The 20974-nt window shown below is 67.5% G+C and carries 20 protein-coding genes; 6 read left to right on the top strand and 14 right to left on the bottom strand.

Features of this window, described 5'->3' with window-relative positions; all coding sequences use genetic code 11:
• Positions 1 to 111 precede the first annotated feature (111 nt).
• The gene (locus U5A56_RS13560; protein WP_321809902.1) at positions 112 to 1551 is read right to left on the bottom strand and encodes a DUF1254 domain-containing protein; all 1440 of its coding nucleotides are present in this window, start codon (positions 1549 to 1551) and stop codon (positions 112 to 114) included.
• Between the two features lie 427 nt (positions 1552 to 1978).
• On the opposite strand from U5A56_RS13560, the gene U5A56_RS13555 reads away from it, so the two are divergent.
• The 3 genes from U5A56_RS13555 to U5A56_RS13545 all read left to right on the top strand — a co-directional run bounded on the left by U5A56_RS13555 (position 1979) and on the right by U5A56_RS13545 (position 5466).
• Positions 1979 to 2110 (top strand): hypothetical protein, encoded by a 132-nt coding sequence (locus U5A56_RS13555; protein ID WP_321922809.1) that lies wholly within the window; start codon positions 1979 to 1981, stop codon positions 2108 to 2110.
• Entirely contained in the window at positions 2107 to 2430 is a 324-nt protein-coding gene (locus tag U5A56_RS13550) for a type II toxin-antitoxin system HicB family antitoxin (RefSeq protein ID WP_044845023.1), read from the top strand. Before U5A56_RS13555 ends, U5A56_RS13550 begins: the two co-directional genes overlap by 4 nt.
• A gap of 210 nt (positions 2431 to 2640) precedes the next feature.
• Positions 2641 to 5466 (top strand): heavy metal translocating P-type ATPase, encoded by a 2826-nt coding sequence (locus U5A56_RS13545; protein WP_321922808.1) that lies wholly within the window; start codon positions 2641 to 2643, stop codon positions 5464 to 5466.
• Positions 5467 to 5527: 61 nt separating this feature from the next.
• On the opposite strand, the gene U5A56_RS13540 is transcribed toward U5A56_RS13545, so the two are convergent.
• Complete coding sequence (locus U5A56_RS13540) at positions 5528 to 5764, bottom strand: hypothetical protein (RefSeq protein ID WP_321922807.1); 237 nt, start codon at positions 5762 to 5764, stop codon at positions 5528 to 5530.
• Between U5A56_RS13540 and U5A56_RS13535 the strand changes: the two genes are divergently transcribed.
• A complete protein-coding gene (locus U5A56_RS13535; protein WP_321922805.1) occupies positions 5763 to 5981 on the top strand; it encodes a hypothetical protein in 219 nt (72 codons plus the stop codon). The two genes, U5A56_RS13540 and U5A56_RS13535, sit on opposite strands and share 2 nt — an antisense overlap.
• Positions 5982 to 6175: 194 nt before the next feature.
• Here the strand turns inward: U5A56_RS13535 and U5A56_RS13530 are convergent, their stop codons facing one another.
• The 4 genes from U5A56_RS13530 to U5A56_RS13515 form a co-directional block, all read right to left on the bottom strand.
• A complete protein-coding gene (locus U5A56_RS13530; protein WP_321922804.1) occupies positions 6176 to 6655 on the bottom strand; it encodes a GNAT family N-acetyltransferase in 480 nt (159 codons plus the stop codon).
• A gap of 191 nt (positions 6656 to 6846) precedes the next feature.
• Entirely contained in the window at positions 6847 to 7002 is a 156-nt protein-coding gene (locus U5A56_RS13525) for a hypothetical protein (protein ID WP_167359264.1), read from the bottom strand.
• Between the two features lie 176 nt (positions 7003 to 7178).
• Positions 7179 to 8621, bottom strand: a complete 1443-nt coding sequence (locus tag U5A56_RS13520) for a flagellar hook-length control protein FliK (RefSeq protein ID WP_321922803.1) — start codon at positions 8619 to 8621, stop codon at positions 7179 to 7181.
• A gap of 104 nt (positions 8622 to 8725) precedes the next feature.
• A complete protein-coding gene (locus U5A56_RS13515; protein ID WP_321922801.1) occupies positions 8726 to 9424 on the bottom strand; it encodes an MgtC/SapB family protein in 699 nt (232 codons plus the stop codon).
• Between the two features lie 114 nt (positions 9425 to 9538).
• Between U5A56_RS13515 and U5A56_RS13510 the strand changes: the two genes are divergently transcribed.
• Complete coding sequence (locus tag U5A56_RS13510) at positions 9539 to 10648, top strand: AGE family epimerase/isomerase (protein ID WP_321922799.1); 1110 nt, start codon at positions 9539 to 9541, stop codon at positions 10646 to 10648.
• On the opposite strand, the gene U5A56_RS13505 is transcribed toward U5A56_RS13510, so the two are convergent.
• Positions 10621 to 12249: a methyl-accepting chemotaxis protein gene (locus U5A56_RS13505; protein WP_321922797.1), complete on the bottom strand. Its 1629-nt coding sequence runs from the start codon at positions 12247 to 12249 to the stop codon at positions 10621 to 10623. The genes U5A56_RS13510 and U5A56_RS13505 overlap by 28 nt on opposite strands.
• A 285-nt stretch (positions 12250 to 12534) precedes the next feature.
• Here U5A56_RS13505 and U5A56_RS13500 point away from each other — a divergent pair, with 285 nt between their 5' ends.
• The gene (locus U5A56_RS13500) at positions 12535 to 12978 is read left to right on the top strand and encodes a PaaI family thioesterase (protein WP_044845017.1); all 444 of its coding nucleotides are present in this window, start codon (positions 12535 to 12537) and stop codon (positions 12976 to 12978) included.
• A gap of 31 nt (positions 12979 to 13009) precedes the next feature.
• Here the strand turns inward: U5A56_RS13500 and U5A56_RS13495 are convergent, their stop codons facing one another.
• The 7 genes from U5A56_RS13495 to acnD form a co-directional block, all read right to left on the bottom strand.
• A complete protein-coding gene (locus tag U5A56_RS13495) occupies positions 13010 to 13717 on the bottom strand; it encodes a hypothetical protein (RefSeq protein WP_321922794.1) in 708 nt (235 codons plus the stop codon).
• Positions 13714 to 14319 carry a hypothetical protein gene (locus U5A56_RS13490; protein WP_321922793.1) on the bottom strand — a complete coding sequence of 202 codons (606 nt, stop codon included), beginning with the start codon at positions 14317 to 14319 and terminating at the stop codon, positions 13714 to 13716. Before U5A56_RS13490 ends, U5A56_RS13495 begins: the two co-directional genes overlap by 4 nt.
• A gap of 5 nt (positions 14320 to 14324) precedes the next feature.
• A complete protein-coding gene (locus U5A56_RS13485; protein ID WP_321922792.1) occupies positions 14325 to 14885 on the bottom strand; it encodes a hypothetical protein in 561 nt (186 codons plus the stop codon).
• Positions 14882 to 15559: a PAAR domain-containing protein gene (locus tag U5A56_RS13480; RefSeq protein WP_257772743.1), complete on the bottom strand. Its 678-nt coding sequence runs from the start codon at positions 15557 to 15559 to the stop codon at positions 14882 to 14884. Before U5A56_RS13480 ends, U5A56_RS13485 begins: the two co-directional genes overlap by 4 nt.
• Before the next feature lie 179 nt (positions 15560 to 15738).
• Complete coding sequence (locus U5A56_RS13475) at positions 15739 to 16788, bottom strand: CaiB/BaiF CoA-transferase family protein (protein ID WP_321922789.1); 1050 nt, start codon at positions 16786 to 16788, stop codon at positions 15739 to 15741.
• A 371-nt stretch (positions 16789 to 17159) separates the two neighbouring features.
• Positions 17160 to 18350 carry a 2-methylaconitate cis-trans isomerase PrpF gene (gene prpF / locus U5A56_RS13470; RefSeq protein ID WP_321797870.1) on the bottom strand — a complete coding sequence of 397 codons (1191 nt, stop codon included), beginning with the start codon at positions 18348 to 18350 and terminating at the stop codon, positions 17160 to 17162.
• Between the two features lie 26 nt (positions 18351 to 18376).
• Positions 18377 to 20971, bottom strand: coding sequence for a Fe/S-dependent 2-methylisocitrate dehydratase AcnD (gene acnD, locus U5A56_RS13465; protein WP_321922787.1), 2595 nt, complete (start codon positions 20969 to 20971; stop codon positions 18377 to 18379).
• Positions 20972 to 20974: the final 3 nt, after the last annotated feature.

Here is a 20974-nt window from a genome sequence, read left to right as displayed (position 1 = left end):
ACCGGCACGGCCGTGCACGCTATCCCGAAAGTATAGGCTCAGGTGGTGACGGAACGACGTTCGGGCGCGGCCGCCGCGCCCGCGGATCGGACAGCGGCGGCGCCCGTCGGTTCATTTCCGGACGACGACGGGCGGCATCCACGAGCCGTCGCTCGCTTGCGGCTTCGGCGCGTACAGCCGCAGCGCGAGCGCGAAATCGGTGCGCGGCGCCGGCAGCCAGTTGGCCGCATGCGTGCCGCCCGGCGATGCAGACACGACCACGTCGATCGAGCCGTCGTGGTTGCGGCGCAGCCGGTCGCGGTCGCCGAGCGAGCGGCGCGCCGAGCCGACGTCGGGCAGCGCACCGTTCGTCGCATAAGGCGTGAGCGTCCAGAACCCGCGCACCGGCGGCAGCGCGCCGGGCGCGAAATGCAGCACGTAGCGGTTCGCGCCGTTCAGCGCATGGCCGTCGCTGTCGACGCGCACGAACGCGAGCGTCTCGTCGTCGCGCGTCGCGGTGCCGAACTGCGTGTAGGCCGCGTACGCGCGCAGCGTGTAATCCTGACCGTACTTGCCGGCCGTGTCGCCGATCCAGCTCCAGCCGTTCGCGTTGAGCAGGTTCGACGGCGGTGTCGCGAGCCGCGCGCGCGCCTCGGCGACGCCGGCCGTCGCGGCGTTCAGGCGATCGCCCGTCCACAGCACCGGGTAGCCGGCCGTCACGCCGATGTCCTTCAGCTGTTCCTGCGCGTGCGCATCGTCGGCCGGTGCCGGGTTGTCCTGCAGCGCCTGCGCGAAGCGCGTGAAGAACGCCTTCGGGTCGAGCGCGGCCACCTGCTCGGCCGGCGTGCCGCCGCTCGCCGCTTCCGACGGCGCGCTGCCCGCATGGACCGCGACCGACGCGCCGCGCGCGCTGCCCGTATAGACGGACAGCGGCACCACGCGGATCGTACGCTGCAGTTTCTTCACGTTCGTGAGGTCGCGCCCGCCGCTCGTCTGCAGCCGCACTTCGAGCCACGCGTTGGCCGACGGCACGTCGATCCGCAATGCGCCCTTCGGCAGCGTGCCTTGCCAGTCCTTCGCGGCGAAGGCAATCGTTTGCGCTCGCACGGCGCCGCGAGCGCCACGCGCCGCCACGCTCGACGCCGACCACAGCACGTTCGTCCACATGTCGAGCGCGCGCGCATCCCAGTAACGGCCGCGGGTGTCCGGCAGCGTCACGATCACCGGCTCGGCGCCGACGTCGAGCCAGCCGGTCGAGTCGAGCGTGTCGACGCCCGGCAGCGGCGGGTTCAGCGCGCCGACGGGCGGCAGCGCCTGCGCGTGACGCAGCGTGTTGAGCGGCGCCTGGCCCGGCTGCGCGCCGTCGCCGCCCGTCGCGGCTTCCTTCGCGACGTCCATCAGCACGAGCGGATACGCGTATACATAAGAGTCGGCCACTTCGGCGCGCATCCAGCCGGTTTTCCGCTGGATCGCATCCGGTTGCGACGCGCATCCCGCCAGCAGCGTCGCCAGGGCCAGCGACGCGCCTGCCGCGCGCCGCAGAGCAATTGATTCTCGTAGGTTTTCAATCATTGAATACTGGCCGAATATCGTTCTTGTCAGTCAACGCCTTGTTCGACTCACGATCGGCGAAGGCAAGGCACCCCAGCCTGCCCGGTCGCCGCTTCGCCGGGCGGACGCTGATGTCAGGCCGGTATCATAGCGCCTAAGGGCATCCCCCAATATGCCGAATAACGGGCGCAGCAGTAGTTGCGGCATCGACGGTCCCGGCCGCCGCCGGGATCGGCCGGAATCGACGCAGCATCGACGACCCGGCCGGCCTCCATCACGCTTTTGGCCGCCTTGACTTATGGTGTCATTATTGACACCATTCCCGTCATGGCAAACGAATGGAAGATCCTCGACCAAATGAGGCGTGAGCCGGCGAATGTGCGATTCAACGATCTGCGGAAGGTCTGCGAGGCACACTTCGGTCAGGCCCGCCAATCCGGTTCGAGCCATGCCATTTTTCAAGACACCGTGGCAACGCGATCCGCGGGTCGATATCCAGAACGATCGCGGGAAGGCAAAGGCCTATCAGGTCCGGCAGGTGCTCGATGCGATCGACCGACTGAAGGAACAGAAATCATGACTCAAGACCACTTTACGTATCGCGTAACGTGGTCCCCGGAGGACGGGGAGCACGTCGGCCTCTGTGCGGAATTCCCTTCCCTGTCGTGGCTCGACCAGACGCCGGAAGGCGCGCTGGCCGGCATTCGCCGGCTGGTCGCCGACGTCGTGCGCGACATGACGGCGAATGGAGAAAAAGTCCCCGAACCGATCGCCGATCGAACCTACAGCGGCGAATTCAAGGTCCGCATCCCGCCACAGGCGCACCGGGCACTGGTCATCCAGGCTGCGGAGCAGGGCGTCAGCCTGAACCGTCTTGCGAGTGCCAAGCTCTGCGCATGAGCACGCGGTCGATGGCGCATTCGTGAATGGCGGGGTTCCGTCCGGACCCCGGGCATTGCGTTTTTCGCGCCCCGACACCAGATAACGTATCGGTAAGCCGAGCCGCTATTCACGTCCCTGCGCCGAATCGTCACCCCTTGACCTTCCCATCATGGGAATGTTGATACTGACATCATTCGCGGCTCGATCCGCGCTCTTGGGGAATCCGACATGACTGAACCACTCGCCTCCGCAGCCCTGCAAACGGTCGAACTGACCGTCGACGGCATGCATTGCGGCGGCTGCACCGGCCGTGTGCAACGTGCGCTGGCTGCGGTGCCGGGCGTCGTCGAGGCCACGGTCGATCTCGGCTCGCATGCGGCCACGGTCACCGCGCATGATGCCGTCGAGCCGGCGCAACTCGTCGATGCGGTCGGCGCCGCCGGCTATCGCGCTACCGTGCGCGAAGCGACGGGCGCAGCCGTGGCGGCCGCGCCCGCGGGGCACGCGACGCGCGTCGCAGCACTGCCGGTAGCGGCAACGCCCACCACCGCCACCACGATCGAACTCGATATCGACGGCATGACCTGCGCGTCGTGCGTATCGCGCGTGGAGAAAGCACTCGCGAAAGTGCCGGGCGTCACGCGCGCAACGGTCAACCTCGCGACCGAACGCGCGACGGTCGACGCCGCAGCGGACGTTTCCGCGTCGCAACTGGCGGATGCCGTCAGGCAGGCCGGCTATGGTGCGACGCCGCTCGCACCGGATACCGCCGCCCTCCCTGCCCCGTCCGCGTCTCCGGCATCCGCCAGCCTCGAACTCGCCATCGACGGGATGACCTGCGCGTCATGCGTGTCGCGCGTCGAAAAGGCGCTGGAGAAGGTGCCGGGCGTCACGCATGCGTCGGTCAATCTCGCGACCGAACGCGCGTCGGTGCATGGCACCAGCGCGCTCGACGCCGCCACGCTGATCGCGGCGGTCACGACGGCCGGCTATCGGGCGTCGCTCGCCGCCACCGCGGACGTGGGCGCCTCGACCGACGCCACCGCCGGCGCCGCCGCGCAAGCCCCCGACGCCCGCAAGCAACGCGAAGCGATCCGCGAGCGCAATCTCGTGATCGGCTCGGCCGTGCTGAGCGCGCCGCTCGTCGTGCCGATGCTCGTCGCGCCGTTCGGTTTCGACGCGATGCTGCCCGGCTGGCTGCAGCTCGTGCTCGCGTCGATCGTCCAGTTCGGCTTCGGCGCGCGCTTCTACCGCGCCGCCTGGCATGCGGTGAAGGCACGCACGGGCAACATGGACCTGCTCGTCGCACTCGGCACGTCGGCCGCGTTCGGCCTGAGCCTGTGGATGCTGCTGCGCGACCCCGCGCACCCCGGCCACCTGTATTTCGAGGCATCGGCCGTCATCGTCACGCTGGTGCGCTTCGGCAAATGGCTCGAAGCGCGCGCGAAACGCCAGACGACCGAGGCGATCCGCGCGCTGAACGCGCTGCGTCCGGACCGTGCGCGCGTCGTCGAGCACGGTGTCGAACGCGACGTGCCGCTCGCGCAGGTGCGCGTCGGCACGACCGTCAGCATCCGTCCCGGCGAGCGTGTGCCCGTCGATGGCCGGATCGTGTCGGGCCGCTCGCACGTCGACGAATCGCTGATCACCGGTGAAAGCCTGCCGGTGCCGAAGGACGACGGCGACCCGGTCACGGCCGGGTCGATCAACGGCGAAGGCGCGCTCGTCGTCGAAACCACCGCGATCGGCGCGGAAACGACGCTCGCACGCATCATCCGCCTCGTCGAATCCGCCCAGGCGGAGAAAGCGCCGATCCAGCGGCTCGTCGATCGCGTCAGCGAAGTGTTCGTGCCGGCGATCCTCGGCATCGCCGTGCTGACGCTGATCGGCTGGCTGATCGCCGGCGCCGGCACCGAAACGGCGATCCTCAACGCGGTCGCGGTGCTCGTCATCGCGTGCCCGTGCGCGCTCGGCCTCGCGACGCCCGCGGCGATCATGGCCGGCACCGGCGTCGCGGCCCGCCACGGCGTGCTGATCAAGGACGCCCAGGCGCTCGAACTCGCGCAGCGCACCACCGTGATCGCGTTCGACAAGACCGGCACGCTGACCGAAGGCAAACCGTCCGTGACGGCGTTCGACGCCGTCGGCATCCCGCGCGAGCAGGCGCTCGCGCTCGCGGCCGCGGTCCAGCGGCAAAGCGATCACCCGCTCGCGCGCGCGGTGGTCGCCGCACACGATGCTGACATCCTGGCTCGCGGCGGCGGCGGCGCGGGTTCGGCCGAGATCGTCGCGGCCGATGCGCGCGCGGTGGCCGGACGCGGGGTCGAAGCGCGTGTCGACGGGCAGCTTCTCGCGCTCGGCAGCACCCGCTGGCGCGATGAACTCGACATCGTCGTGCCGCCCGAACTCGACGCGCGTGCCGCGGAACTCGAACGCGCGGGCAACACGATTTCGTGGCTGATGCGCGCCGATGCGCCGCGTGCGCTGCTCGCGCTGATCGCGTTCGGCGACACCGTGAAGCCCGGCGCGCGCGACGCGGTCGCGGCCCTGTCGGCACGCGGCGTCGCGAGCGTGCTCGTGACGGGCGACAACCGCGGCAGCGCGGCGGCAGTCGCAGCGACGCTCGGGATCGGCGAAGTGCATGCGCAGGTGCTGCCCGACGACAAGGCACGCGTGGTGACCGAACTGAAGCGTACGCACGGCGGAATCGTCGCGATGGTCGGCGACGGGATCAACGATGCGCCCGCGCTCGCCGCGGCCGATGTCGGCATCGCGATGGCCACCGGCACCGACGTCGCGATGCACACGGCCGGCATCACGCTGATGCGCGGCGACCCGGCGCTCGTCGCCGATGCGATCGACATCTCGAAGCGGACGTACCGGAAGATCCAGCAGAACCTGTTCTGGGCGTTCGTCTATAACCTGATCGGCGTGCCGCTCGCGGCGCTCGGCTGGTTGAATCCGGTGATCGCGGGGGCGGCGATGGCGTTCTCCAGCGTCAGCGTCGTGACGAATGCGTTGCTGCTGAGGAGATGGAAAGGGCGGGCGCGATGAGCCGGCGCGGCGCGAAAACGGGCGGGACTGCAACCCGCACGCTCGCCGCCGCGCGCAGGATTCAACGGCTTCGACGAATCCAGAAACAATACGCGCCGATCGCGACCAGCATCGCGCCATCGACAATACCCAGCAACGGGAGCGGATTCGTCCACTTGTCCATATTGGTCGTCCGCGCGTAGCAGGGTGGTCCGTCGCCGTATGCCTCTTCGAGATTGATCGCGTTGAACGCAAAAACGAGCAGGATCGAAATCAGCAGCGCCACACCAATCAAGATATGCAACGGGCGTTTTCGCATGTCAGTATTGAATCGTCAGTGGAACGTAGCACTCGGGCGCGTCCTTCGTCGCCGCCTCGATGTCTCGAACGAAATTTTCCATTCCGGAATGAAGATTGATGCATCCGGCAGATCCCGCGTTCGTGCCACCATGGATGAAGAATCCACCGCGACCGAACGCTCGGGTTCCGGGCATGACATGAATGGTCAGTCGGTGATCGCCGCAGGCTGCGTATGAGTACGCCAAACTGTTGGCCCGCTCATCATAGGAGCCACACTGGATTTCGGTTGCCATGCCGGTTGGGGGGCCCGCGCTCAAAAGGCCAAATCGGACTCGCGGGCCCATCCAGAGCGCGCCACGGCCCACGTGTGCGCTGACGTGAAATCGTGTCGAAACGAAAACGTTGCGCCTGCGGTGTCGAATCTTCGTCGTTAGCCAGAGACGACCGGCTTGATCAGCGTCGTCGTGATCGGCGCGAAGCCGCACGCCCGATACAGCGCACGGGCAGCCGTGTTGTGATTGAACACCGACAGCCCGATCTCGGTGACGCCATGGCGGCGCGCCTCGGCCTCCAGCGCATCGAGCGCGCGTGTGGCCCAGCCCTGGCGCCGCCGGGCCGGGACGATGTCGAGGTCGTAGATGAACAGCGTGCGGTTCGGCCCTTCGGGCACGATCGCGTACCAGAGATCGCCGACCGTGTCGCCCCTGGCGGCGTCGATCAGCTGGACGAGTGTCTGGCCGGAAGTGAGCAGGCCGTCGGGCAGCAGCGTATCGAAACAGGCGCGGGCGCGGCTCGCCGCGTCGTCGGCCGCATTCTGCCCGGATGACACGAGATCGCGCGCGTAGCCGTCGATGGCGCGCGTGCGGTATGCGTGGAATTCACCGGCCGTCATCGGCCGCATCTGCAGCATGGCCCGGGTGTCGCGAGGGAAGTCGGACTTCCAGTGTAGCGGGACGGTCACACCGGCGCGCGATGCGACGGCGGAAAGCGGGCAGGCAGTCGCGGCGAGCGCTGCGCCGGATCAGCGAGTCAGCGAGTCAGCGAGTCAGCGAATCAGCAAATCAGCAAATCAGCAAATCAGCGAATCAGCGAATCAGCGAATCAGCGACGGTACAGGACGATCGGCACGAGGTTCGCACGACGCACGCGCTCGGCTTCGGCGCGACGCGCAGCGTACGAATATTCCGCGTCGAGCGGCAGGTGCGGGGAGACGAACAGGTCGTCGATCTTTTGCAGCAGGGCAAGAATGAAGCTCATGTGAGACTCCTGACAGATGGCGCTAGGGTTTTCCCTTAGACGAACTCCATTCTAAGGGTTTTCCCTGAACTCTGCCAGCGCGCCGCATCAGTTTGCCGCACCCCGTGCAACCGCCAATGGACGGTCACCCGCGACGCGCCTTGCCAGGCCGGGGTTTGCAGGTAGGGTCGGACGATTTAGTGCGTTCGACGCGCGCGCTTCGCGGCCGTCGCCTCACGGTTCGCATTGCGCTGCAGCCGGTCGACCTGCGACAGCATCGCTTCGTGGTGTTCCGCGAGCGTCATCAGCGTTGCCTGCTGCGTCGACAGATCGGCAGCCAGCCGGTCTATCCGCTGTTGCCGGGCATCCAGTTCCTGCTTCAGGTGCGCGATCTGCCGTGTTTGCAGCACCAGTGCGGTGAGCCCCGCGAACACGACGATCGCCAGTGCCAGCAGCAGCCGGTTGACGCGACGCATCTCGCGATCGGCCGCCTGCTTCATGCCGGCCGTCTCGGCCTGCAGGGTGGCGAGCCGATCCGACAGCGGGCGCAGATGCGTGTCGGGATCGAAGGCTGGCCCGCTCGACGCGGCCGGTTGCGCGCGATCCGCCGACGGCTTCGTCACGAACGACGCCGCGGACGCCACCGGCTGCACGACCGGCGACGCCGGCGCTGCGGCTGCTCGCGTAGCATCACGGGTACTCGCGGCAATCGCGGCAGCGACCGGCCCGGCCGGTTCGGCTCTCGCCTGCGTTTCGGCCGTCGCCTGCGGTTCGGCGGACGGCGCAGTGTGCTGCGCCGGAGTCGCCTCCGCCCCGGCGCCGACAGCCGCTGCTCCCGGCGCACTACGCACCGCTGGCGCTCCCGCTTCGCGCGTGCCGGCAGTCGCACGTCGCTTGCCGCGGGAGGATGCGCGACGCCCCTTCGTGGTCTCGCCGGGCGCCCGCGCCGCGTCATCGTGTGCGACCGGCACGGCGGCACCTTCGGCCTCCCCGCCCGCTTTCACGAGACGATCGGCGATGACGGCCTCGACCGCACCACCCAACGCATCGGCATTCGCGGTCGAACGATCGGCGTTCGTCCCGGCCGCGCCGCCGGCTTCCGACACGCTGCCGGCCTTCATCTGGCCGCCGCCCGTTGCCGACTCACCAGCTGCGGGCGCGCCGCCACCATCGGACAGCAGCGCCCCGCCGGGTTTCGTCGTGTCTGCAGCGGGCGCGGGCACGACATCGGCATCGGCCGCATCGCCGGTTCCACGCGTCGAAGCAGACTCCGTCGTCGTCGCGACGTCGGGAGCCGGCTCGGCCGCATCGGCAGCGGCGCCCGGCGTCGCGAATCCGTCCAGCGTCGCCTGCCGAGCGGCGTCCTCGCCGTCTGCCACGGCGGCCACCGTCTCGGCGTCCGCCACCGCGTCATCACGCGAGACGGCCGGCGCACGCGCAGCCGGCTCGCGCACCGGATCGCCGAACAGGTCGAGCGTGTGTTCGTCCCGCGGCGCATCGCCGCCCGCGTTGCCGGACCGCGCGGTTGCCTTGGCGGCGGTGTCTGCCGCGGCCGCGGCGGAACGCGGGCGCGAACGGGCCGATGAACGGTCGGAGCGGGAATGGGAACGGGAGCGAGGCACGGAAACGGATTCGGTCATGGAGTCGGATTGCAGGCCCGCGAGCGCGGAACCGAAGGTCGAACGGAATCAGTGACCGGCCATTGTCGCATGACCGATCGCCGATCCGGCCGATCGGATGCCGTCTATTCGTCGCCCGGCAACCCGCCGCCTTGCTCGAATCGCGTCACGCACGACAGCCCGCGCAGCTTGTCGCAGATCGCGCGATATTCGAGATCCGACACGCGCCCGAGCGCGATGCGCACCGCGTCGTGCTCGCCCGTGTCGTCGGCGCGCTGCACGATGAATTGCTTCACGCGCGCGCTGTCGGGGCCGAGCGCCGCGTGCAGCGAATCGAACGTCAGCGCGCCGCTCACCACCGTCAGCGCGAGCTGGCGCCGCTGCCGCACCGTGAAGTAGCGCCGCTCGAGCGGCTTGATGCCGGCCAGGATGATCAGGATGATGACCGTCGCGGCAATCGCCGCGACGTACAGGCCGCCGCCCACCGCGAGGCCGATCGCGGCGACCGACCACAGGCTCGCGGCCGTCGTCAGCCCGCGCACGATCTCGCCGCGCAGCAGGATCGAGCCCGCGCCGAGGAAACCGATCCCCGATACCACCTGCGCGGCGGTCCGCGACGGATCGAGCACGACGTGGTCGCTGCTGCCAAGCACATCGGCGAAACCGAATGCCGATACGATCATGATGAGCGTCGAGCCGACACAGACCAGCATGTGCGTGCGCAGGCCGGCCGCCCAGGAAAGGCGCTCGCGCTCGATGCCGATGACGCTGCCGAGCGCCGCCGCGAGAACCAGCCGCATCACGAGTTCCAGGTTGCCGAGCATCCGATTTCTCTCCTTTTTTGGCGTCGGCCGCGCGGAATGTTTTATCCTTGGCCCCGGCCGCGCCGATCCTCCGGGCCGCGCCGACACGTTTCGATCCAAGCGCATAACCCCGTCATGTCCGTTTCCGACTCCGCTTCCGCCCAGGCCGCCCAGCTGCGCCGTCATTTCGCGCACGTCGTCTTGCCGATCTGGCAGGGTTCAGGGTTCGACCACACGCTGCGGCTACCGTTCGAGGCCGTCGATCCGGCCAGCCATGCACCGCTGCCCGTCACCCGTTATCGCGCCATGGCCTGCGCGCGGCAGCTGTTCGTGTTCGCGCAGGCCGGCAACATCGCGCACGCGGCCACGCTGTTCGACTCGCTGTGCGGCCGCTTCCGCGACCCGCGCCACGGCGGCTGGTTCTACAGCGTCGACGCGCAAGGCGCGCCGCTCGACACGACCAAGGACCTCTATACGCACGCGTTCGTCGTGTTCGCGTGTGCCGCGTGGCATGCGGCGTCGGGCGACGCCGCGGCGCGCGCGGCCGCCGAGGACACCGCCGCGCTGATCCAGGACCGCTTCGCGCCGCAGCCGGGCGACGCGCTGCTCGACGCCGCGCGTCACGCCGATTTCTCGTCGTCGGGCAGCGGCGCGCTGCAGAACCCGCTGATGCACCTGACCGAAGCGTGGCTCGCGGCCGCCGATGCGTTCGGCGACGCGGCGTTCGACGATGCGCTCGCGCGCACCGCGCAGGCCGTCGAACGCACGTTCGTCGATACCGTGACCGGCTGCGTCGCCGAGCTGCCGCTCGGGGCGGCCGACAACCGCTTCGAGCCCGGCCATCAGTTCGAGTGGTTCTATCTGGTCGACGCGGCCGGCGCGCGCCTCGCGCAAACCGGGCTGCCCGACGCGCTCGCGCGCGCGTTCGCGTTCGCCGAGCAGCACGGGGTCGATCCGCAGACGGGCGCCGTGTGCGCGGCGGTCGACGCACGAGGCGCATGCCTCGACGGCACGCAGCGGATCTGGGCGCAGACCGAATACCTGCGCGCGCTCGCGACGCACGGCGGCACGCCGGCGTCCGCGCCGCTCGCGCGGCAGATCGAGCGCTTCGCCGCGCGCTTCCTGCATCCGCGCGGCTGGTTCGAGTGCAAGACGGCCGACGGGCAGGTGTCGCGCGCCGACATGCCGTCGACGACGCCCTACCACCTCGCGACCGCTTACGCGGCGCTGCCCGCCGTTTCGTAACCGGCGTCGGCCGGCGACGGCGACCCGCGAACGTCGCGAACCCCGCGAGCCGCGCGCGCGTCGCCCAGTTCGAACACCGACACCGCCTGCATCAGGTGCGCGGTCTGGTCGTTCAGCGACGCGGCCGCCGCCGCGACTTCCTCCACCAGTGCCGCGTTCTGCTGCGTCAGCTGGTCCATTTGCGTGACGGCCTGGTTGACCTGCTCGATGCCGACGGTCTGCTCGACCGACGCGGCCGTGATCTCCGACATCGTCTGCACGACCCGCGTGATCGACGCCGAGACCGTCCGCATCGCGTCGCCGGCCCGTTCGACGAGTTCCGAGCCGCCGTCGATCTGCGCGACCGACTCCTCGATCAGCGCCTTGATCTCCTTCGCCGATTGCGCGCTGCGCTGCGCGAGCGAGCGCACTTCGCCCGCGACCACCGCGAAACCGCGACCCTGCTCGCCGGCCCGCGCGGCCTCGACCGCCGCGTTCAGCGCGAGAATGTTGGTCTGGAACGCGATGCCGTCGATCACCGAAATGATCTCCGCGATCCGCCCGGAGCTCTGCGCGATGCCGCGCATCCGGTCGATCACGCTGTCGACCACGCCGCCGCCGTGGCGCGTCGCGTCAAGCGCCGCGTCGGCCAGCGCGCTGGCCGCCCGTGCGCTGTCGGTGTTCTGGCGCACGGTCGCGGTCAGTTCCTCCATGCTCGCGGCGGTTTCCTCGAGCGACGCGGCCTGCGTGCCCGTGCGCGCGGACAGGTCCGCGTTGCCGCCGGCGATCTCGCCCGCGCCGAGGTGGATCGCGTCGGATGCGTGACGCACGGTGCGCACGGTGTCCGCGATGCTCGCCTGCATCGCGGCGAGGCCGCGCAGCATCCGGTCGATCTCGAACACGCCGCCCGCCCGCACGGCCTCGTCGAGCCGGCCCTGCGCGATCCGCTCGAAATGGCGGCCGGCTTCGTCCAGCGGCGCGACGACCGTGCGCCGCGCGGCCGCGTAGATGGCCGCGCTTGCCGCGAGCATCGCCACTAGCAGCACGATGCCGACCCACTTGAACCACTGCATCCCGCTGTCGATCGTGGCGAGCGCGTCGCGGCTCGACGCGCCGCCGTAGTCGGCGAAGCGGTGCAGTTCGGCGAGATACGCGTCCTGGAAGCCTTGGGTCGGCTGGTCGAGGAACGCCTGGATGTTGTCGGCGTCGAGGAACTGCACGAGTTCGCCCAGCGCGCCGCGCAGCGCGCGATAGCGCTCGGCGAGCGCCGCGACGCGCGCGCGGTTCGTCGCGTCGACGGCCTGTGCGGCCGTCAGCGCGGCGAACGCCTTGTCCGCTTCGCCGAGCGAAGCGCTGGCATGACGGATGATCTCGTCGGGCTTCGGGCCGCCGCGCACCATCCGCGTGCCGGCGCGCGACAGGTTCACGCGGGCGTCGAGCAGGCGCTCGGTCGCCTGGCTGGCCGCGTCGACCTGCGCGATCGCGACGTTCGACAGATCGTCGACGCCGCTGCGCGTCGACGCGAGCGCCCAGAAGCCGAGCGCCTCGATCGCGAACAGAAAGAGGCAAAACACGGTCAACACGCCGAGCAGACCCGACGCGAGCTTGATTTTTCCGAACATGGGGGAGATTCCTGGAGAGCCGACGATGAAGCAATGCCCCGGCATTAGCGGCATTTCTTCGTCGGACTTTAGGAACATCCGGCGAGAGGCGCCCGGCCAGTGCCCGCCATTCCCGTCGAATCGCCGGCAAACGAGGACAACACGCGCGTTCGACGCAATCATCACGTCGCATCGCGTCCGCGTCGCATCGCGCCGGCATCTGCACGAAATGCGGACGAATTTCCTTGCTTATCCGCGGCCCCCTTCCTAGAGTTCAGCGCAAGCGGACACGCATTGGGGAAGTCGATGACGGACATCACGGACCACGCGCGCGGCGCATTGCGCGCGCAACCGTTCAGCATGCTGCTGGGCACGGAGCTGATGCATATCGGCGACAACGAAGTGTCGCTGTGCCTGCCCGTGCGGGAAGAACTGCGGCAGCAGCACGGCTTCGTGCACGGCGGCGTGATCGGCTATCTCGCCGACAACGCGCTGACGTTCGCCGGCGCGCTGGTGCTCGGCCCGCGCGTCATCACCGCCGAATACAAGATCAACTACCTGCGGCCGGCCGTGAACGGCACGCTCGTTGCGCGGGCGAAGGTCGTCTACGCGGGCCGGCACCAGGCGACCTGCCAGTGTCATGTGTTCGTCATCGACGGCGATCACGAACGGCTCGTCGCGATCGCGCAAGGCACGATCAACCGCGTCGGCGACGGCAAGATGCCGGATGCGCGGGAGGAAACGGCGTGAGGCAGATTCGTCGGCGAATCGTTCGGCTGTCTTATTGCTCGCCCTGAACCGAAAATTGAAATGGAATCTCGGGACGCGTAAATCGAAGCCGAACCTCGTTCAGGGCCGGAACAAAGCGCCGCTTTTCAAACGTGTAGTACGAAATTAATAGGCCGAGACGGGTCTCTTGTGCATCATCGAACAGATAGCTGTTCTTCGGAAATGCAAGCAATCCGGCCTTTGTTGCCAATACGGCCCGACAGGACGAAAGCAGACTCGGCAAATGAAGAAATGCCGCGCTTTTTCTAGACTCGAACGGGTTGGTCAGCAAGTAGATTTGGCGATGGCGGCCAGATTCACCAGACCCGTTGCTGTTTCCCTCCACACAAAGAGCCGACGGACGATGGTCCGCGGCTCCAGAAAAAAATATGCTCGCGCTTCCGGGGTAGATATCCACTGGATGTTCACCAGGGAAAGTCGTTGCGTTCGAAAAGCGATAGATCCTGCCGCCAATCGATATCTGGTTCTCCGCTACTGTGACGTGTACCGTCTTCCCGTCCAAGTCGATTTGAAAATCCTGGTATACGCCTCCATTACCGCGATAGGAATATAGAACGCTTGCGCGTTGCTCGACTGGACTGCCAAACAATGCACTCGATTGGGCCGCATAGAACTCGTCATAGCTGTCGTAGATCGTAGCGCCATGAGCGCTCCTTGCGAAGGCAACCAGGATTGCCACCAAGGTCATTGCGGGTTTCATCGGTATGCTTTTCCTCCGCTCGCCTTCAGATAGTCGGGATTGTGCTTCCAAAATACCGTATCCCCGTGCGCGGCTGTCGAAACCCACACCGAATCGTAACGCCCGCGCTCACCCCCATCGACGATCTTCCCGGTCCTTTTATTTCGGATTTTCCATCGAACGATGACCTCGCGCCGCTTCTCCGGCACGCCAAAAATGTTGTCCGATTGCGAACCCCATTTGAAGCCATCACGAACCTTGGGATGGTTTCCGTAATTGGTTTTGAAGTCCCGGCCGTCCCACCAAAATGCCCCATTCGAGGGGTCCGGCCGCTCGTTGGCCAATGCTTTTTGAGCCCAGTCAACAGCCAGCGCCATGCCAGGATTCAACACAATTTCGCTGTCAGGCGTGCGCATCAATTTGTTGAATCTTGCGTTGGAGCCATCCCATGCATACGAGTAATTCGGGTCCGCCGCACGCAGTTCCGACACCATTTTTCCTCCCCACGCTCGGCACCGATTTGCGACGGCAAACGCAATCCCTCCGATTTCCTGCGAATCGTTCGCCGTGGACGCCTCCCCATACGCAATCGCGGCAAGTAATCGCACGTTCCCATCAATCATGCCTCTCATCGTACGTCACCCTCGCGCCATGCCACGAAGATGAGATTCGGATGCGCCTTCACCGAGAAAGCGCGAGTTTCCCCTTCCGTTAGCGCCGCGTCGCAGACAAGGGATTGCTCGTCACTCGAGAGCCTGTAGATCATTCCCTCGACAGGGGTATCGGTCATCGCATCACGGATTTCGAAGTAGCACTCGAGATCGTCATCTACGTCCACGTGCGCCCGACTATGTGTGCGAGCGTGTGGAGTAACAAGAGTCGCCGCTTCCTCTGCCGTAAAAGACATGCTCATGCCGCGCTCCGCATAAAAAACGGGCGGCGGATTGCAACCACAGACGTTGATGTCACCGCTCAACGCCCAAGGCTTGCCATTCGGCCCGGTACCCGGCCAGCGTGGACCTGCCGGCGCAATAAATCCTTCCTGCTTGCACGCTGCGCAGTACGTTTTCATGTAGAGCGTCGCGATATGCACGCGTGGCGGCGGATTGGAACACGTGACGTGCTCCAATCCTTCCGTAATGCTCGCACTGCCACCCTGATCGCCCTTCGCAAGGAAATAGCGGATCACGCGACGTCTCCTGGGCGTGCCGTAGTCGAACGCTTCACCAGCGTGAAGGTAAAGGCGGATACGAGACCCTCGCGCTCCGGGCTGTCCGTAATGATGTCGCCGTTATCGAGTTCGCTTCCGACGAAAGCCAGCGGCTCGAAGTCACGGTTATCCGCCAGCGCAAGGCCGCTTACGATTCGCGCGGTCGAACCGTCCGCATAGTGGACCTGATTACCCACGATACCAGCCTTGCCAAGCCGGACACCGGTGCTCAATGCACCGGTAGCGTTGCGCAGCACGCCACCTCGCGCAGTCGTTGCGCCTCGCACCGCGAGCCGGTAGCGCGGCGGCTCAGGCGAAGGCACATAAGCCGCATCGAACAAGCCATCGACGGTCTCACCCGCCGGAACATGAATGCCCCATAACCGCTGAAGTGTTTCGACGATACGATCGCCATTGCTCAATCGGCTACCTACCAGTGCAAATGGCTTTTCTCGGCAAACCGCATAATTGCCCGCGCCGTCGGTAATGACTGCCTCACTGCCATCCTCATACGTGACGACATCGCCAACCCGGGCAACAGCAAGCCCGGCGACAGCAAGGCCGCTGCTAGCTTGGGTCACACGACCACCGCGCTCAGTGAGCGCTCCGATGGTGGCGAAAAGATAAGTCGGCGCGCTCTGCTCGTTCTTCATCTGGATGTCCTTTCTCGACGAATGGATAAGGATTGTTCGACGCAAAAATTTGCGTGATCGAGAAAGGAAAAACAATCAGACGAATTCGAAACTCCTACCGACAACGAGGATTATTTTTTTCTGCCTCAATACCTCGATGCGGTCGGCATTATCCGAGATATATCCGACTTGGGATGCGCTTACGCTTCATCGTCCGTCAACGGCAGAAACCGCGGCGCCACGCGCGCCCGAACGTTGCCGCTCGCATCGGTACGATAGATCCCGCGCGCCGCATTGTGCGGATGCTCCAGTGCTTCGGCCACGCTCAGCACCGGCGCGAAGCACGCGTCCGTCCCTTCGAGCAGCGCGCGCCAGTGCGCGGACGGCTGCTGCGCGAACACCTCCGCGAAACGTGCCTTCAGCGCCGTCCAGCGCGCGCGATCGTACTGCGACGCCGGATCGACGTCGCTCAAACCGAGCAGCTCGACCAGCAACGCATAGAACGGCGGCTCGAGCGCGCCGATCGTCACGCATTCGCCGTCCGCGCATCGATACACGTCGTAGAACGGCGCATCGTGGAAGAGGCTCGGCTGCGCGCCATCGAGCTGCCCGTTCGCGCGTGCCCACAACGCGAGCGAGCCGAGCATCGACACGATGTCGACGATCGCGCCGTCGACCACGCGCCCCGGGCCGCCGCCGCGCACGTCGAACAGCGCGCAGACGATCCCGAATGCGAGCCCGAGCGCGCCGCCCGCATCGCCGACGACGGTCGGCGGCACGCCGGGCCGGCCGTCGCGCGGTGCCGACAGCGACAGCAGCCCCGTCAGCGCGACGTAGTTCAGGTCATGCCCGGCGGCCGTCGCGAGCGGGCCGCCCTGGCCCCAGCCCGTCATGCGCCCATACACGAGCTTCGGGTTGTGGCGCGCGCAATCGTCGGGCCCGAGGCCGAGGCGTTCCATCACGCCGGGACGCAGGCCCTCGATCAGCGCATCGGCCTGGGCGATCAGCGCGAGCGCCGCATCGCGGCCGGCCGGCGTCTTCAGATCGAGTTCGACGATCGTCTTGCCTTCGCGCAGCAGGTCGCCGTCGCGGCCCTGCAGCGCGTCCGGTGCGCTGGTGCGGCCCGCCGGACGCGCGATCAGCGTGATGCGCGCGCCCATCCCGGCGAGCATCCAGCCCGCGAGCGGGCCGGGGCCGAGGCCTTCGAATTCGACGATGTGGACGCCGGCAAGCGGCGCATCAAGCGACATGCGATTCTCCTGTCGATCCACGTTAGCGCTTTAGCGCTTACGTGGGTCCCATGCTTCGCGGTCGATCCGCGTTAGCCCTTTAGCGCTTACGCGGGTCCCGTTCTTCGCGGTCGATCCACGTTAGCGCTTTAGTGCTCACGTGGGTCCCATGCTTTGGGATCGATCTGCGATGACTCACGCCAGCGCGGATCCGTGCGTCACGACCGGGGCACGCTTCCGCGCACCGGTACGGTCACCGATCCCACGCGTTGAATAGCGAATTGCCTTCGTCACGCATGCGCCAAACGAAAAAATCCCTGCGCAGCCGGTCCGCTTCGCAGGGATCGGTCCGGTTCAGCGCTGCAGGGTTGCACGCACGAACCGCGGCATGCTCAGAACGCATCCCCCGGCACCCGCACCCAGCCTTCCATCAGCACGCGCGCGCTGCGGCTCATGATCGCCTTCGTGACGGTCCATTCGCCGTTCTCGAGCTGCGCTTCCGCGCCGACGCGCAGCGTGCCCGACGGATGCCCGAAGCGCACCGCATTACGCTCACCGCCGCCCGCCGCAAGGTTGACGAGCGTGCCGGGGATCGCCGCGGCCGTGCCGATCGCGACCGCCGCCGTGCCCATCATCGCGTGGTGCAGCTTGCCCATCGACATCGCCCGCACCAGCAGGTCGACGTCGCCCGCATTCACGCGCTTGCCGCTCGACGCGACATAGTCGGCCGGCTTCGCGACGAACGCGACCTTCGGCGTGTGCTGCCGCGTCGCGATCTCGTCGAGCGTGTCGATCAGCCCCATGCGCAGCGCGCCGTGCGCGCGGATCGTCTCGAACTTCTCGAGCGCCTTCGGGTCGCCGTTGATCGCGTCCTGCAGCTCCGTTCCCGTATAGCCGATCGCTTCGGCCTCGACGAAGATGGTCGGAATCCCCGCGTTGATCATTGTCGCCTTCAGCGTGCCGATACCCGGCACGGCGAGGTCGTCGACCAGGTTGCCGGTCGGAAACATCGAGCCGCCCGCGCCCTCTTCGTCGGCGGCCGGGTCCATGAACTCGAGCTGCACTTCGGCGGCCGGGAACGTGACGCCGTCCAGTTCGAAATCGCCCGTCTCCTGCACCGCGCCGTTCGTGACCGGCACGTGCGCGACGATCGTCTTGCCGATGTTCGCCTGCCAGATCCGCACGGTCGCGACGCCGTCGCGCGGCACGCGCGACGCATCGACGAGGCCGCCGCTGATCGCGAACGGGCCGACCGCCGCCGACAGGTTGCCGCAGTTGCCGGTCCAGTCGACGAACGCGCGGTCGATCGCGACCTGCCCGAACAGGTAGTCGACATCATGCCCCGGCCGCGTGCTCTTCGACACGATCACCGTCTTGCTGGTGGACGACGTCGCGCCGCCCATCCCGTCGATCTGCTTGCCGTACGGATCGGGGCTGCCGATCACGCGCAAGAGCAGCGCGTCGCGCGCGGCGCCCGGCGCCTGCGCGGCGTCCGGCAGGTCCTGCAGCCGGAAGAACACGCCCTTGCTGGTGCCGCCGCGCAGGTAGGTCGCGGGAATCCTGATTTGAGGAATGTGAGCCATGTTTGCGTTGTCCCTGTATGACCCGGTCAAGCCGCCTGCGACGATTCGAGGAAGTCCTGCGCGAAGCGCTGCAGCACGCCGCCCGCGTCGTAGATCGACACTTCCTCGGCCGTATCGAGCCGGCACGTCACCGGCACTTCCACGCGCTCGCCGTTCTTGCGGTGAATCACCAGCGTGAGATCGGCACGCGGCGTGCGCTCGCCGATCACGTCGAAGGTCTCGGTGCCGTCGATGCCGAGCGTCGTGCGGTTCGTGCCCGGCTTGAACTCGAGCGGCAGCACGCCCATCCCGATCAGGTTCGTGCGGTGGATCCGCTCGAAGCCCTCGGCGACGATGGCCTCGACGCCCGCGAGCCGCACGCCCTTCGCGGCCCAGTCGCGCGACGAGCCCTGGCCGTAGTCGGCGCCCGCGATCACGATCAGCGGCTGCTTGCGATTCATGTACGTCTCGATCGCTTCCCACATCCGCATGACCTTGCCGTCCGGCTCGACGCGCGCGAGCGAGCCCTTCTTCACCGCGCCGTCGACAACCGCCATCTCGTTGATCAGCGTCGGGTTCGCGAAGGTCGCGCGCTGCGCGGTCAGGTGGTCTCCCCGGTGCGTCGCGTACGAGTTGAAGTCTTCTTCAGGCAGGCCCATCTTCGCGAGGTATTCGCCGGCCGCGCTGTTCGCGAGGATCGCGTTCGACGGCGACAGGTGGTCGGTCGTGATGTTGTCGCCGAGCACCGCGAGCGGGCGCATGCCCTCGAGCGTGCGCTCGCCGGCCAGCGCGCCTTCCCAGTACGGCGGGCGGCGGATGTACGTGCTCTGCGCGCGCCAGTCGTACAGCGGCGCCGCGCGCTCGCCCGCATCGGCCGCGCGCGCGAACATCGGTTCGTAGACCTTGCGGAACTGCTCGGGCTTCACGCTCGACGCGACGATCGCATCGATCTCCTCGTCGGTCGGCCAGATATCCTTCAGCGTGACGGGCTTGCCGTCCTGGTCGTGGCCCAGCACGTCCTTCTCGATGTCGAAGCGGATCGTGCCGGCGATCGCATACGCGACGACGAGCGGCGGCGACGCGAGGAACGCCTGCTTCGCATACGGGTGGATACGGCCGTCGAAGTTGCGGTTGCCGGACAGCACGGCCGTCGCGTACAGGTCGCGATCGACGATCTCCTGCTGGATCTTCGGGTCGAGCGCGCCCGACATCCCGTTGCAGGTCGTGCACGCGAACGCGACGATGCCGAAGCCGAGCTTCTCGAGCTCCGGCAGCAGGTTCGCTTCTTCCAGATACAGCTCGACCGCCTTCGAGCCCGGCGCGAGCGAGCTCTTCACCCACGGTTTGCGCGTGAGGCCGCGCGCGTTCGCGTTGCGCGCGAGCAAGGCCGCGGCGATCACGTTGCGCGGGTTGCTGGTGTTCGTGCAGCTCGTGATCGCGGCGATGATCACCGCGCCGTCGGGCATCTCGCCCGCCTTCTCTTCCCACTGGCCGGCGATCCCGCGCGCGGCGAGGTCGGACGTCGGCAGCCGCTTGTGCGGGTTCGACGGGCCGGCCATGTTGCGCACGACGCTCGACAGGTCGAACGTCAGCGTGCGCTCGTACTGCGCATCGTTCAGCGTATCGGCCCACAGGCCCGTCACCTTCGCGTAGGTCTCGACCAGCTTCACCTGCTCGTCGCTGCGGCCGGTGAGGCGCAGGTAGTCGGTCGTCTGGCCGTCGATGAAGAACATCGCGGCCGTCGCGCCATATTCGGGCGCCATGTTCGAGATCGTCGCGCGATCGCCGAGCGTGAGGCTCGCCGCGCCTTCGCCGCGGAATTCCAGGTACGCGCCGACCACCTTTTCCTTGCGCAGGAACTCGGTCAGCGCGAGCACCACGTCGGTTGCCGTGATGCCCGGCTGACGCTTGCCGGTCAGCTCGACGCCGACGATGTCGGGCAGGCGCATCCACGATGCGCGGCCGAGCATCACGTTCTCCGCTTCCAGCCCGCCCACGCCGATCGCGATCACGCCGAGCGCGTCGACGTGCGGCGTATGGCTGTCGGTGCCGACGCAGGTGTCCGGGAACGCGACGCCGTCCTGCGCCTGGATCACCGGCGACATCTTCTCGAGGTTGATCTGGTGCATGATGCCGTTGCCCGGCGGGATCACGTCGACGTTCTCGAACGACCGCTTGGTCCATTCGATGAAGTGGAAGCGATCCTCGTTGCGGCGATCCTCGATCGCGCGGTTCTTCGCGAACGCGTCGGGATCGAAGCCGCCGCACTCGACGGCGAGCGAGTGGTCGACGATCAGCTGCACGGGCACGACCGGGTTCACCTTGGCCGGGTCGCCGCCGCGCTCGGCGATCGCGTCGCGCAGGCCCGCGAGGTCGACGAGCGCCGTCTGGCCGAGGATGTCGTGGCACACCACGCGCGCCGGGAACCACGGGAAGTCGCGTTCGCGCTTGCGCTCGATGATCTGCTTCAGCGACTCGGCGAGGATCGCCGGATCGCAGCGGCGCACGAGGTTTTCGGCGAGCACGCGCGACGTGTACGGCAGCGTGTCGTACGCGCCGGGGGCGATCGCTTCGACCGCGGCACGCGCGTCGAAGTAGTCCAGCGACGTGCCGGGCAGGGGTTTGCGGTTGGCGGTATTCATGAT

It is taken from the genome of Burkholderia sp. BCC1998, from assembly GCF_905339875.1.
In the GTDB taxonomy this organism is placed as follows: domain Bacteria; phylum Pseudomonadota; class Gammaproteobacteria; order Burkholderiales; family Burkholderiaceae; genus Burkholderia.
This window is presented reverse-complemented; position numbering and strand designations above follow the sequence as displayed.